General features: G+C 56.2%; 12 protein-coding genes. 5 read left to right on the top strand and 7 right to left on the bottom strand.

Annotated elements, in window-relative coordinates:
- Positions 1 to 3: 3 nt before the first annotated feature.
- Positions 4 to 927 (top strand): alpha/beta hydrolase, encoded by a 924-nt coding sequence (locus SLH49_RS00915; RefSeq protein WP_320268492.1) that lies wholly within the window; start codon positions 4 to 6, stop codon positions 925 to 927.
- Here the strand turns inward: SLH49_RS00915 and SLH49_RS00910 are convergent.
- Together SLH49_RS00910 and SLH49_RS00905 are read right to left on the bottom strand one after the other, a co-directional pair.
- Complete coding sequence (locus SLH49_RS00910; protein ID WP_320267295.1) at positions 924 to 1,823, bottom strand: NAD(P)-dependent oxidoreductase; 900 nt, start codon at positions 1,821 to 1,823, stop codon at positions 924 to 926. The genes SLH49_RS00915 and SLH49_RS00910 overlap by 4 nt on opposite strands.
- Positions 1,824 to 1,832: 9 nt before the next feature.
- Positions 1,833 to 3,362, bottom strand: a complete 1,530-nt coding sequence (locus tag SLH49_RS00905) for a trimethylamine methyltransferase family protein (RefSeq protein ID WP_320267294.1) — start codon at positions 3,360 to 3,362, stop codon at positions 1,833 to 1,835.
- A gap of 111 nt (positions 3,363 to 3,473) precedes the next feature.
- Here SLH49_RS00905 and SLH49_RS00900 point away from each other — a divergent pair, with 111 nt between their 5' ends.
- The 4 genes from SLH49_RS00900 (at position 3,474) to SLH49_RS00885 (ending at position 9,298) form a co-directional block, all read left to right on the top strand.
- On the top strand, positions 3,474 to 4,349 hold the full coding sequence (locus tag SLH49_RS00900; RefSeq protein WP_320267293.1) for a LysR family transcriptional regulator: 876 nt from the start codon (positions 3,474 to 3,476) through the stop codon (positions 4,347 to 4,349).
- A gap of 174 nt (positions 4,350 to 4,523) precedes the next feature.
- The gene (locus SLH49_RS00895) at positions 4,524 to 5,930 is read left to right on the top strand and encodes a 3' terminal RNA ribose 2'-O-methyltransferase Hen1 (RefSeq protein WP_320267292.1); all 1,407 of its coding nucleotides are present in this window, start codon (positions 4,524 to 4,526) and stop codon (positions 5,928 to 5,930) included.
- Positions 5,927 to 6,733 carry a nucleotidyltransferase domain-containing protein gene (locus tag SLH49_RS00890; protein ID WP_320267291.1) on the top strand — a complete coding sequence of 269 codons (807 nt, stop codon included), beginning with the start codon at positions 5,927 to 5,929 and terminating at the stop codon, positions 6,731 to 6,733. Before SLH49_RS00895 ends, SLH49_RS00890 begins: the two co-directional genes overlap by 4 nt.
- A 3-nt stretch (positions 6,734 to 6,736) precedes the next feature.
- The gene (locus SLH49_RS00885) at positions 6,737 to 9,298 is read left to right on the top strand and encodes a polynucleotide kinase-phosphatase (RefSeq protein ID WP_320267290.1); all 2,562 of its coding nucleotides are present in this window, start codon (positions 6,737 to 6,739) and stop codon (positions 9,296 to 9,298) included.
- Between the two features lie 106 nt (positions 9,299 to 9,404).
- Here SLH49_RS00885 and SLH49_RS00880 read toward each other — a convergent pair whose 3' ends face one another.
- From SLH49_RS00880 to SLH49_RS00860, 5 genes are all read right to left on the bottom strand, one after another.
- Positions 9,405 to 9,926: a hypothetical protein gene (locus tag SLH49_RS00880; protein ID WP_320267289.1), complete on the bottom strand. Its 522-nt coding sequence runs from the start codon at positions 9,924 to 9,926 to the stop codon at positions 9,405 to 9,407.
- Entirely contained in the window at positions 9,926 to 11,245 is a 1,320-nt protein-coding gene (locus SLH49_RS00875; protein ID WP_320267288.1) for an HD domain-containing protein, read from the bottom strand. The genes SLH49_RS00880 and SLH49_RS00875 overlap by 1 nt, the downstream gene beginning before the upstream one ends.
- A 247-nt stretch (positions 11,246 to 11,492) precedes the next feature.
- Positions 11,493 to 11,864 (bottom strand): hypothetical protein, encoded by a 372-nt coding sequence (locus SLH49_RS00870; protein ID WP_320267287.1) that lies wholly within the window; start codon positions 11,862 to 11,864, stop codon positions 11,493 to 11,495.
- A 76-nt stretch (positions 11,865 to 11,940) separates the two neighbouring features.
- Entirely contained in the window at positions 11,941 to 13,089 is a 1,149-nt protein-coding gene (locus SLH49_RS00865; RefSeq protein WP_320267286.1) for an AAA family ATPase, read from the bottom strand.
- Positions 13,082 to 13,894: an RNA ligase family protein gene (locus SLH49_RS00860; RefSeq protein ID WP_320267285.1), complete on the bottom strand. Its 813-nt coding sequence runs from the start codon at positions 13,892 to 13,894 to the stop codon at positions 13,082 to 13,084. The genes SLH49_RS00865 and SLH49_RS00860 overlap by 8 nt, the downstream gene beginning before the upstream one ends.
- Positions 13,895 to 14,065 lie beyond the last annotated feature (171 nt).

Here is a 14,065-nt window from a genome sequence, read left to right as displayed (position 1 = left end):
GTGATGCACCCTTCCGTCGCAAAGGCCCCGCAAGCTACGCAATTCTTCTACGGATTTGAAGAGCGCTATTTCGAAACGTCTGCGGGCCCGATCTTCTGCCGGATCGGCGGTGAAGGACCGCCGCTTGTCTTGTTGCACGGATATCCGCAAACATCGGCGATGTGGCACGCCGTGGCCGCTTCATTGGTCCAAGACTATCGCGTGATCTGCCCCGATCTGCGCGGCTATGGTCGATCCGCCAAGCCGGAAACAGACGCAGACCACACACCCTATTCCAAACGGGCGATGGCAGGTGATGTGATCGCGGTCATGGACGCATTGGGACATGAGCGGTTCTTGGTTGGCGCCCATGACCGGGGCGGTCGCGTCGCGCACAGGCTCGCCGCGGATCACCCGGATCGGGTTGTGGCATTGTCCACCTTGGACATTGCGCCCACGCGTGAAATGTATCGCGAAGGCACCAGCGCCTTTGCCCATGCCTATTGGCATTGGTACTGGCTGACCTTGCCGCATCCCTTTCCCGAAAGGCTGATTGGCGCTGATCCCGTCTATTTCTGGCTGCATAAGTGCGGAGCCGGTTCGGCCGGTCTAACCCCATTTGTCAAACAGGCGCTGGATGAGTACCTGACCGCTTTTTCTGACCCTGCCGCCATTCACGGCGCTTGCGAGGATTATCGGGCCGCCGCAACGATTGACATCGCGCATGATGATGCGGATCCGTCAAAACTCACCATGCCGCTGCTGGCGCTTTGGGGGCATGACGGGGCGATTGAGGCGCATTTCGACTGTCTGGCGCTTTGGCGCGAGCGGGCAGTGGATGTGCAGGGATGGGCCTTGCCGGGCGGGCACTATCTGGCCGAAGAGTGCCCTGACGAGGTGATCGCCGCTTGGCGACCTTTCTTTGCCAAAGCCGCCGCCAAACTCTAGGTCAGCCGTGCAGGAAAGCCGTCCGCGCGCAGGTCGGTCTCTAACAAATCTTCCAGCAATCTGACGATCATTGGTGATTGAGCATCGCCACCATAGGCTGCCCGCGCGGCGATGTAGGTCTGTTCGGTCGCGGCTGCGAGGTCGAGCGGGACTTCGAATTCACGCCCAAACGCCTGCGCAAAATCGAGGTCTTTCAGCGCAAGATCGATGTTGAACGCCACATCATACGACCCGTTGAGCACCAGTGCCCCTTCGGTTTCATGCACAAATGAGTTGCCGGATGAGGCCTTGATCGCGTGCCAGGCCTGCCCCAGATCAAGCCCGCCGCGTTTGGCGAGCATCAGCGCCTCACCACAGGCCTTCAGATGAATGAAGGCGAGCATGTTGGTGATAACCTTGATGATTGCGGCAGAGCCAAGCGGCCCCATATGAAAAACCTGCCCGCCCATTGCCTGCAGGGCGGGCAGATGCAAATCGAACATATCCTTGTCGCCGCCCGCAAGCATCGTGATCTTACCTTGAGCGGCAAGATGCACGCCGCCCGTCACGGGCAGTTCCATGGCCCGGATGTCATGAGCAGCGGCCTTGGCCGCAAATGCCAGCATCTCGTCCCGGCCAAGGGTCGACATCTCAATCCAGTGGCTACCTGCCCGCATCACCGGCAGGATACGGTCCAGCACCCGTTCGGAGATGGCCGGCGAAGGCAGACAGGTGATCACATGATCGGCGGCCTGCGCGACCTCTTCCGGCGTATCAGCCCACGCACATCCGAGCTCCAATAGAGCGTCAGCGGCATCCCGGTTCAGGTCTGTCACGGTGAGCTTCATGCCCGCCCGGCGCAGACAAGCGGCGCAATTGGCCCCGAGATTTCCGAGGCCGATATAGCCGTAATGCATGGCCTGCCCTCACTTGAAATAGATGTTGTAATCGGTGCGAATGGCCGCATCGAATTCGGGCGAGACCTGGATTTGCGCCTCTTCCAATATCCTGTTTTTCCGCGCGATGGCTTGCGCAATCAGCTCCGGCTGCCCGGCTTCGGCCCATTCCTTGGGGCTCATCCGGTTGCCTATGTTGGGATAGATGTATTCGGTCTGCATCAGATTGAGGGTTTGTTCCGACCCCAAGTAGTGCCCAGGACCATCGAGGCAGACGGCCTTCATCGCATCAATGGACGTACTGTCTTCGGTCACATCAATGCCCCGCACGCAACGCAGGACCTGACCGATGATGTCATCACCCAACACCAGCGACTCAAGGCAAAAGCCCAGGAGTGATGCGTGCATGCCAACGGCCTCATAGGCCATGTTCAACCCTGAAAGACCGGCAAGGACATTCGTGATCCCTTGCTCCCAACCAGCCTGCATGTCGGGCAGTTTGGCATCGGATATGCCCGCCGCCGCGCCTCCCGGCAGGTCGTAGAACCGGTGCATCTGCGCGCATCCTGCGGTCAGCAGCGCCTGTTCGGCCGATCCGCCCGACATCGCGCCGGTACGCAGGTCAGACACGAACGGCCATGTACCAAAGACCGCCGGATGACCCGGCGCCATTGCATTGACGTAAACGACGCCCGCCAGACACTCCGCCACCGCCTGCACAATGGCGAGCGCGATCGGCGCCGGAGCGGTGGCCCCCGCCTGCCCCGCCGACAGAAGCAGGATCGGCATGCCGCCGCGAATGCAGTGTTCCATCGCAACACAGCTTTCTTCCGCGAATTTCATCGGCGGCACGACAAAGCAGTTCGTGTTTGATATGAAGGGTCGCGCCCGAAAAGCGTCCTCGCCCCCGGCGATCCGATAAATCAGCTCCAGCCCGGGTGCCACATGATCGGGTTCGCTGAAATTGGTTCCGATATGCTTGGTCGTCCCGGCACAGCAGGCGTAAATCGTGTTGAGATCAAGTTCCAGATTATCGGTGACGTCGCGGGCCACCATGGCCCGTTGGAAGAAATGCACATTATCAAGCGCGTGGGTGATCCTGGCTGCATCATGCAGGTCCTGCGCAGTGCTGTCGCGATAGGTGTTGGTCTCCAAGTCCACGATATGCACCGCCGCGCCCGCCGTCCCGAAATGCACATTGGTCCCGGTCAGATGCAAATCATATTGCGGGTCGCGCCCATGCAACGTGATGTTGCGCGCGGCCTTGGCGAGCATGTCCTCGACCAATCCGCGCGGAAACCGGACGCGGCCATCATCGCCAAGAACGGCACCCGCCCCAGTCATGATATCGATGCCGGATTGCGGCGCATTGGCCAGCCCGATCTCTTCCAGCGCATCAAGAGCGGCGTGGTGGATGCGCGTAACGTCCGGCTCTGACAATGGTTTGTACTGCCCACCGGGTAGGCCCGGACGGACGGGGCGCAAGTCCTTGGCCAATGGCGCATTGCGCAGCTCCACGCGGGCGGCGCGCCCACCACTGCGTCGGACGGGTTTATTCATATGCGCAACCTCCCTTGACGTGGAGAAGAGTATTACGCTGGTGCCATTCCTAATCAATTGGGTGGTACGGTCATTATTGATCGGTTTGGCCGATTAGTTCACAGTCCCCATATGCAGATTGAACTGATTGTGACCTTTCTGGACCTTTGCGAAACGCGCAGTTTCAACAAGACAGCCGAGCGGCTGAGAATCACGCAATCCACCGTTTCGGGCCGGATCAAGGCGTTGGAAGCAGTGATCGGTCGCCGCTTGTTCCAGAGATCTCGCGCCGGTACGGCACTGACGACCGAGGGCCTGCGCTTTGAGCCTCATGCGCGCAGCCTGCGCCATAACTGGATCACCGCGCTGAACGCGACCCGCGATAGCGGCATGGCTGGCGTGACGATGCGGATTGGCCTGCAACATGACCTTGTTAGCTTTGAGATCAGCCGCCTGATTGGCGCATTTCGGAATACCCTGCCTGACACGGTATTCCTGTTTGAGGCCGATTACTCGACACAGATGTGCGCCGATCTAGTTGCCGGGATGCAGGACATAGCCGTCCTTTATTCTCCGCAAACCCACCCAGATCTGCATTTCGAAGGTTTGGGAGAGGTGAGTTACGTGATGATCTCGACCCAACCTGATGCGCTGCAAGAGATGTCGCGAGACAGATACATCCTCGCCAATTACTCACCCGCTTTTGCCTATGCGCATGCGGCATTGCTCCCTGATTTCGCACAAGTCTCGCTTTCCATCGGACAGAATGCGGCGATGGTGGATCTGCTAACGTCACTCTCTGGCGCGGGGTATGTTTTGCGACATTCTGCAAACGCACTGATCGCTGCTGGAACATGTTATCCGGTCGCCAACGCCCCGGTGATCTCCCAAAGCGTCTTTGCAGGCATCAATGCAAGGAACCGGCATAGGAGTGTTTATCGCCGGATGCTGCGCATCCTGATGGATCATTACGCCCATGACCGCCGTCAAGTGACTGGCACACCATAGAGCCAAAATACAAACACCCAGACCGTGCAGGTCTGGGTGTTTTGTTGTTGGTTGCGGGAGTTCGTCACGACCGAAAGCGAATGGTTTTTGTTCTGGATTTGTAAGTGACCACATTGTTGCCGGATTGCGGTGTTGATACTCACTATTCACCGCAACTTGTTGAGTTCATTGATTATGCAAATCGAGATTACATTGCTGGCAGAAGGTGGCGCAGACTATTCCGCCCGTGATCTCGGCTTCTTGCTGCATAAGCATCCAGATCATGTGCATACCAAGAAGACATCTGCGGGTGATGCGACCATCTTCTATCCTGAGGTGTCGGACGAACGCACCACAGCCGTCTTACATCTGGAGGTCGATCCGGTTGGCCTTGTGCGCGGGAAAAACCAACAAGCTGATGGATTGTTGGCCCAATACGTGAATGATCGACCCTATGTGGCGAACTCGTTTTTGTCCGTCGCAATGGGCCGGTCTTTCGCCCAGACCATGGCAGGCAAGTCCAAGGACCGTCAGACGCTTGCTGATCAACTTCTGGATTTCGAAATTCGCGTCCTTCCCGTGGCACTGGCCGGGGATCGTGAACTGCTGTCGGCTTTATTCGAACCACTTGGGTACACGATCCTGTCTCCTGACACGACAGATGATCAGATGGTCATTGACCTGCGTCTGAGGGCGAAGCTGCGATTGGCTGACATCCTGAACCATTTGCATGTGTTGATCCCGGTCCTGGATAACTTCAAGCACTACTTCATCGCACAAGAAGAGATCGACAAGCTGTTGGCCAAGGGCGAGGGGTGGCTGGCAGATCACCAGGCGAAAGAGCTTATCACCCGCCGTGCCCTCAAGCATCGCCGGTCGTTGGCGAATATGGCTTTGGCCAGACTGGAGGAGTCTGTCACCACCGAGGAAGATGAGGCAGAGGAAGAGAAGGCTGAACAGGAAAAGCCGGAAGAGAAGCTGGAAAAGCCTATGCGCCTGCACAGTATCCGTCTGGATACCGTGGCGGGTGTTCTGAAGCAGCGCCATGTGAAATCCGTTCTTGATCTCGGATGCGGTGAGGGGAAGCTGATTTCTCGGCTGATCAAGGAACGTGGCCTTGATCGGATCGTTGGCGTTGATCCATCGGTGCGGACGCTTGAGGCCGCGCACCGCAAATTGCGTCTGCACCAAGCCGGTGATGCGATGTCAGAACGGGTGAAGCTGCAAATGGGTAGCCTGACTTACGGGGATCGCCGATGGAAGGGCTTCGACGCCGCAACACTGGTTGAGGTCATCGAGCATATTGAACCACACCGGCTGTCGGCGCTGGTCATGTCCCTTTTTGCGGACGCACGTCCTAACCTGGTGATCATCACAACCCCTAACCGCGAATACAACGTGTTGTTCGAGACGATGAAGGAGAACCAGCTTCGGCACCCTGATCATCGCTTTGAATGGACGCGGGCCGAGTTTGAGGCTTGGGCAAACACAGCGGCCTCTGACAACGGCTATACAGTGGAGTTCGAACCTCTGGGACCTGTCGATGAAATACATGGCGGACCCTCGCAGATGGCCATCTTCACCGTGGGGGATGCCGCATGAGCTTACCTGTATTCGTGCCAAGCATTGCATCGGACATCGAACACACCATCCAGTCCAAGCTGACAGCACTGGAGGCGGACTATGACGTCCGGGTCCTCTTTGCGATTGAGAGTGGGAGCCGTGCATGGGGGTTCCCATCTCCGGACAGCGACTATGACGTACGTTTTGTCTATGCGCACCAACCTGACTGGTATCTCAGCATCGAACCCGGTCGTGATGTTATCGAATTGCCCATCGAAGGCGACTGGGACATCAATGGCTGGGATATCCGCAAAGCCTTGGGTCTACTGATCAAGCCCAATCCCGTTATGCTGGAGTGGCTGTCCAGTCCGATCAGGTATCGTTGGAACGATGACGTGTGCCAGCGTCTGATTACATTCTCGGAGAAAACCACCTTTGGTGAATCCTGCTTGCACCACTACCGCAATCTTGCGCAAAAGCAGTGGGACAAGCATGTCGGTGACAACCCCGACGTTGCACTGAAGAAGTACTTTTACATCCTCCGACCTGCTTTGGCGATTTACTGGATCAGACAAAACGTCGATGTGCAGCCCCCGATGAACCTACAGGCACTGGTCGAGGGGCTGGATATTGCACCGGTCCTAACTGCTGAGATTGAGAGGCTGTTGGAACTCAAGGCCGTCGCAAAGGAGGTGGGTCGTGGGGACCGCATCGCCGAAGTCGATGCCTTCATTCATGAGCAGATTGAGTGGGCTACTGTTGTGGCCAAGAAAGAGGAACGGCCCGACCTGATGGCGGAAGGCGACCATCTTTTGCGGATGATCGTGAAGGGCGAGGGTTAAAAGATGTCAGCGCACAACATTGCCATCCCCGACTTCGCCCTCATCGTCCTGATCGGTTCCACAGGGTCCGGCAAATCCAGCTTTGCCAAGAAGCACTTTCTGGAGACCGAGATCGTATCATCAGACACGTGCCGTGCATTGGTGTCCGATGACGAGACCGATCTTGCGGCCACTGGCGATGCCTTCGACCTGCTGAACTACACAGCCTCCATCCGGCTGAAACGGCGTCTGCTGACCGTGATCGATGCAACGTCGGTGAAACGGGAAGATCGTGCCAAATTGGTCCAACTTGCCCGGAGGTATCATGCTTTGCCAGTCGCATTGGTCTTAGATATTGACCCCAAGATTTGTCACGAACGCAACCAGGATCGTCCAAACCGTGACTTTGGGGAACATGTGACCCGCAATCACGCAAAGGCGCTGCGCCGTGGATTGCGTGGCTTGCAGAAGGAGGGCTTCCGTCAAGTCCAGATCATGAAGTCACCGGAAGAGGTAGACGCCCTTCAGATCGAACGTCAGCCGCTCTGGACCGACAACCGTGGTGACCATGGGCCATTCGACATCATCGGGGATATCCATGGCTGCTTCGAAGAATTGACCGAACTCCTTGGCACTCTTGGTTACCAGATTGATCCATTTGAGCCGGGTGCAGAAGACCTGATCCGTGCCCGGCACCCCGAAGGACGCATTGCGTTCTTCGTTGGCGACATCACAGATCGCGGCCCACGCAACCTCGATGCGCTGCGGCTCGTTATGGGTATGTGCGAGGAGGGGTCGGGCCGCTGTGTCATCGGAAACCACGACTTCAAGCTGAATAAATGGCTGAAGGGTCGGTCTGTGACCCAGACCCATGGCCTCGACCTGACAGTTGCAGAGCTTGAGCAGACCTCCGATGCGTTCCGCAAACAGGCCAGTGAGTTCATCTGGGATTTGCGGTCACATGCTTGGTTGGCAGATGGCAAGCTGGTCATCGCCCATGCAGGTCTGAAGGAAGAAATGCATGGGCGTGGCTCAGGCCATGTACGAAACTTTGCGATGTTCGGTGAAACCACCGGCGAGGTGGACGAGTTCGGCCTTCCTGTCCGGCTGGAATGGGCCAGAGACTACCGTGGCAAGGCCGATGTCGTGTTTGGTCACACACCCATGGCAGAGGCCGAATGGCTGAACCACACGATGTGCATCGACACTGGCTGTGTCTTTGGGGGCAAACTCACGGCCCTTCGGTGGCCAGAACGAGAGACCGTTTCAGTGCCTGCGAAGAGGCAGTACGCCGTACCCGCCAAACCGCTGGACGCAGGTCAATCGCTGACAGCACAGCAGGACCACGATAAGCTCCTCTACTTCGATGACTACGCAACCAAGATGCGGATCGAAACCCGGTTCAAGTCCACGATCCAAATCCCAGAGGAAAACAGCCTGGCCGCCTTGGAGGTGATGAGCCGCTTCGCCGTCGATCCACGTTGGTTGATCTATTTGCCGCCCACAATGGCAGCCTGCCCGACCGCCGCCGAAGGCCCGTTCCTGGAACGTCCAGAGCAAGCGATGGATCACTATGCCAGCCGTGGTGTGACCGACCTTGTGGTTGAAGAAAAGCACATGGGGTCACGGGCATTGCTGGTCGTGGCGAAGAACACAGAGGCCGCCAAAGCCCGTTTCGGCGTGGAAGACGGCAAGGCAGGAGTGATCTTCACACGGACAGGGCGACCATTCTTCAAAGATGAACAGATGGAAGCGGCGGTCGTGGGCCGTGTCGCAACTGCGATGGGCGCTTCAGGTTTGTGGGACGAACTCGCAACCGACTGGGTGCTGCTGGACGCCGAACTCATGCCGTGGTCGGCGAAGGCACAAGACTTGTTGAAGCGCCAGTATCTGCCAACCGTCTCAGCCGCGGAGAAATCTGCCACGGCCTTACTCGATGCACTGGCCGGTAGGGAAGGGTCGGACGAACTTCAGAAGCTACGGGCACAGGCTGAGATCAGGCTGTCCAATGCCAAACTGATGGGACAAACCATCGACGGGTACTGCTGGGATGCCGACATCATCGAAGACTACCGCATCGCACCCTTCCACATCCTCGCGACCGAGGGCGCTGTCCATACAGATCAGCCCCACACCTGGCATATGAGGATGATCGAACAACTGGCCAAAGCTGACCCAATCATTCAGCCGACTGGATGGAAACAGATCGACCTGAACGATACTGCGCAACGTGAAGCCGTGACCGAATGGTGGCTGGATCATACGGCCAAAGGCGGTGAAGGATTGGTATTCAAGCCGACTGCGTTTCTCGTGCGCGGTGAAAAGGGACTGATCCAACCGGCCATGAAGGTGCGCGGTCGGGACTACCTCCGCATTATCTATGGCCCTGACTATGACCTGCCCGATAACATCGAACGGCTCAGACAACGTGGGCTGGGAAGGAAATTTTCACTGGCCGAACGAGAGTTTAAGTTGGGCTTCGAAGGTCTGCACAGGTTTGTGGAGGGAGTGCCACTGTCAAAGGTACACGAATGTGCGTTGGCTGTGCTGGCACTGGAAAGTGAGCCAGTTGATCCAAGGCTGTAATATGCCAACTCCCCCTGACCATAGCCCACGGTATGCTATCAGTCTTGGCAGTACATGCTTGAGTGACGTTTGCTTCTGCCCAATTGGCTATTCGCCACAAACTCGACTACTGCAAAAGACCTTCAGGTATGGGCTGAGGCACAGCAATTTGTGACAACTGAATAAGCAATGCTTTCGCATTCTGAAGTCGAACAGGTGTTACTTTTTCCGGCTTTCTTTGTGATGTCTCTTCCCAAGGATCATCATAACCTTCCCTAGCAAGGAAAACAGCAGTCGCAGCAAGTTCAAGCTCGATAGAGTCCGATGCAGCAGCAATCGACGCCAGTTGTCCACGTGCCGTCATCACCTCTGGTGGCTGAAAGCCGTCAACAGTGTAAGTGGAGTAGACAGCACCCCACTGGGTTTGAGTTTTTTCTTCCGTCAGATTGCCTATTAACGCACCAAACTCAGCGGACGAAGCCAAGTCTGCACTAAAGGGTCCATAGTGCTTGTAAATGAACTCAAAATTCTCATCTAAGCCTGTAGCGGTAAGTAGATATGCGATCTTTTGCAGCCTTGTCCGGCCAACGACCCGCCCTCCTGCTTCACCAACAATGCTGACAACTTCATTGATTTTGATATCTGACATCAGTTGATCTCCCCTTCAACGATATCGAAAATAGCTTTTCGGGCATCCAGGTCTTCGGGATCGTAGTACGCACGGGTGAGCTTATACACGCTAAGCGACCGCACAATCTCAGACCTCTGGAGGATGTCGATCAACTCTCCACCGTCGGTGCGAACATTGATCTGCTCGTTGTGCCCATTACTACCGCCGCTTGGTTTATAAGGCTTACGCTCAGCCACATCTACTATGATGCGGGGAACATCACCTTCTTGGTTTTTCTGCCACTCTTGTAGCTTCAAGACTACAGACGCACAAGATTTTTCAATCTGCGCTACATTTTGTGCGTCTCCACTGTTATGTGGATCACACTTGTGGGTGATCTCTGCACGAACGTCATAACACTTGAACAATTTTCGGTTCAGCAACCGTTCGGCAAAACTGGACAACAGATTGTCTTCAGCACCTTTCAACAGTTGTAAGGCCCCCCATACAACAGTGTCATCAAGAGCAAGAGCACTCTCAAGAGCCTCTGGTTCCTGTGCGAACCGGACGAGAGGATGCTCTGACGGCAGCCCCGTCTTTCCAACGGCTTCGTTCTGAACGAGTTGAACTAGACGTACTAGTATTTCAGCAAAGAGCTTCTCGGCCCCACGAGTGGTCTTGTGAAAGTAGATCGTGGGGTAAAGCTGGAACAGCCCCATTACGTACGCTTCTGCTGCTTGAATGGCCTTAGGGCCAATAACGAACGTCGGGATTTTGCCGACAGCAGTGTCATCGATGCCGGTCGTAACCTCACCAACATCCAGATTCGCCAGCAACCACGTTAGGTCGATAGCAGAATGCTTACTGCCCGTCATAAGTCGGTCACGTTGCATGTAGTCCAACCGATCAGCATCAAATTGGCTTGAAACTACCGAGTTATGCAGAGTGATTTTCCCCTCTTTTTTGATCATATTTGCAACATTCGAAGCGAAACCATTCATGATCTCATTGTTGAGGATTTCGGCAATCTCTCCGTTGCGGATCAACTCATCACTCATGACTTCGTGGTCCGCCAGTTTCAGACCTAAACGCTTACCAACAGTTTCAAACGCATGACTGAATGGACCGTGGCCAACGTCATGAACCATTGCAGCCGCCAGTGCGATATCTTCGCGAGACCTCTGGTTTTCTGGTGCCTTTTCTCTGACGGTCTCCATAAGTTTCCTAGCAGTATGAAAAACACCAATACTATGAGCAAAGCGAGTATGTGTCGCACCTGGATATACCAACTCAGAGAAGCCCAGTTGTTTGATTCTGCGGAGCCGTTGAAATGGCCTACTCTGAAGCAACTTCCACACAACTCTTTCGAGTTCCTTGTCCGTATCAAACTCGATTAGATTGTGAACTGGGTCTCTTACTCGCTGAATTGGCAATTCAAAATGTTCTCTTTTTGTTCTAATTCAGTTCTTCCTTCTGGTCAACCTACAGCATCTGCGCCGCAGCGCAAGTTATGGTGGTACCGGGCCGACACACTACAATAGTACAATTGAAGGCATCTCGCTGTATTCGTTACAAACGAAACAAGTATTGCGACGACTCAAACCGTTACGGGTATCCCACTTTTGCATAGACTTCGATGAAGCTTGGAACATCAATCACACGCGGCAGCCGACGCCGTTCACCGGTCCACCTTTCCATCTCGGCCTCCGCCTTCTTGTAAACGCGATTTAGCTGAAGGAGCCTAGCTGGGATGCCGTGGTTGCCACCCACTCTCGACCAAGCGTCCATCACGAATGGTTGCAGACGCATCTCGTAGGCGAGATCGGCAATTGTGATCGGCCCGCCGTCGTTGCCAGCAAAGATGGGCAAACGCCGCAGAAACGCACGTAGTTCCTCGTCACCGGCACTGTTCAGAAACTCAAGGGCGTCGGGTAGATCAGAAGACAACGTGTCTGTTCGATAATCTGATTTGCTCATTTCATGTTCCTCTTGGACCGAGCCCGGTAGGTTCTCGATCCTCCAGGATATTTACCTTTTGGGTTCGTATTGGCGGTCATGATACAACAAGCAGGCTGTGAGCCTCCCACACCTGTGGTGGTTCCAGTTTCCTTGCCAAATGATCTATGACAGCATCAGGTACCGCATCCGGACGATCCCGGTTCTGACGGCGCAGTTGACCTGGGCTTGGTTCGAGGTAGACGATCTCGATGCAGGCACCGTAGTCCCGCAGTAGCCGCAGAACCCGTGATCGGTTCTGTCGTGTCACGTTGGTAGCGTTCCAGGCAAAATCACGTCCTGCCCGCAGGTGCTCTCTGGCCCGTTCATGTGCGGCTTGAATGACCTGACCTTGGTTGTCAGTTGCAGCGACGCCCAGTTCGCCCCGGATGAGGTCGAGACTAACGACCGGGTGTTCCGGGCGGTGCTTACTGATCCAGGTATCCTTTCCCGCTCCTGGCAAGCCGGACATGACGGTGACTGTGCATGGGAATGCCTCGTGAGCCGCGTATTGCGGATCACGGTCGTCCAGTTCGAAGTACGCGACCCGACTTTCATCATTGGCGAAGGTAAATGGATGGTCCCAGCAACCAGCCTCCTGAAACGTCAATGCGGCGAGGCTCACGCTTTCGAGTATGGTCCGCTGGTCCTGACATATCCGACCCAACGCATCGGCCTTTGCATGGAGGCACAGATGATCCGGTCTGCAACGCCAAGATGTCTCGATGGCCATACGTGGCGGATCAGGCCGTTCGATTAGCCAGAACGGCAATTGGTGGTGGGCGATGATCCCGCACAGCGCCTCACGCCAGGCAAATGGAGACCCCGCATACCACAGCAGCTCCCGTGCGATGGACGCCCCGACACGCGAATGACCACGGGAGGATATGCGTCCGCCATCCTCATGCTTTGTGACGGCGGGCTTGCCGACATCATGCAAGACGGCGGCCCAGAACAGGTTGGCTCGGTCCATATCGGGAAGACCTTTCCAGTCTGGGTCAGAAACCAGAGACTCGACCACCATCCGTGTGTGGGTGCCGACATCGCCTTCGGCATGATGGATCGGGTCTTGCGGGCAGGTGTCGAGGACGGCAAGCTCCGGCCACAGAGACCAAATCTCGCCCCAGTCCACCCGCCAGACTGGACCGGAAGGCACCAAGTCCAGCAGGTTTTCGTGGGTGACGGTGTGTTTGATAGGCTTACGCATCGTAGGCACCCTCCACACCCAGCGTGGGTGCAAAGATATCGACGCCATCGGCCAGGCCGTTGGGCAGGATCGGACGGTCATGCCAGTGCCCGTCAGCCGCCTCAATCGCCTGTAAGAAGTCAGCACGGACGAACTTGAAGCGGTCCTCCACGTGGTCCGCACTTTCCTGCTTCAGATACAGCCCTTCGGCCAGGTCACTATCCTCTGTCTGCTGATCAACCATGTCAGGACGGCTGCCAGACTGTTCGGCTGCCAGTACCAGTGCGTCACGCCACGCTTCCGATTTATACGGTGAGGGCCGGGTCAGGCTGACCATTTGGTCAACCGACCTGACTTCGCCTGTATGGACGACCGGCACCGGCATGATCGGCAACCCTGCAAGCAGAGCCCGACGAGCCGCTGTACTCAGGAACAGGCCGGTGTCCCGATCCAACACATCGAACTCCATGAAGTAATGCGGCAGCCGATCATAGAACACGGTGTGTTTGGCATACATCCATTCGCCATACATGACGAAGCGGTGCCCCAGCACAGGGTGTAGGACATGCGCATGGGCGGCAGCCCAGGTCTTCAACAAGGCGAAGTGGCGTTCCCGTCCACCACCGGTCAGATAGTGCCCCCTGCTTTGCAGCAGCAGATTGCCACCCACGTCGAAGGACACGGCGGAATTGGCCCCGTCGAGCTTTTCTTCGACAATCAGGGGCTGACCTGAAAGCTCTTTGATTGGTTTGTCATCCGCCATATCGCCCACCTGAAGGCGCGAACCTTCGATGTGCCGCGTACGCGGGTATTTCCGGATTTTCATAACAGTCTCATGATGTATCGATTGGTCGCACGAAAACACCCGGCAGGATTTACCAGGGTGTTGGTTTGATTATGTGCGTTGCGATTACATCGGACTTCCGTGGGGTTCGGGGTTGAGACGAATGGATCGGATAGTCGGACTAATGATTCCAATCAACCCTCCACCGGATTG

This window comes from Cognatiyoonia sp. IB215446 (genome assembly GCF_033963825.1).
Classification (GTDB): Bacteria; Pseudomonadota; Alphaproteobacteria; order Rhodobacterales; family Rhodobacteraceae; genus Yoonia.
Note: the sequence above shows the minus strand (reverse complement) of the source record. Positions and strands in the feature narration are given on the sequence as shown.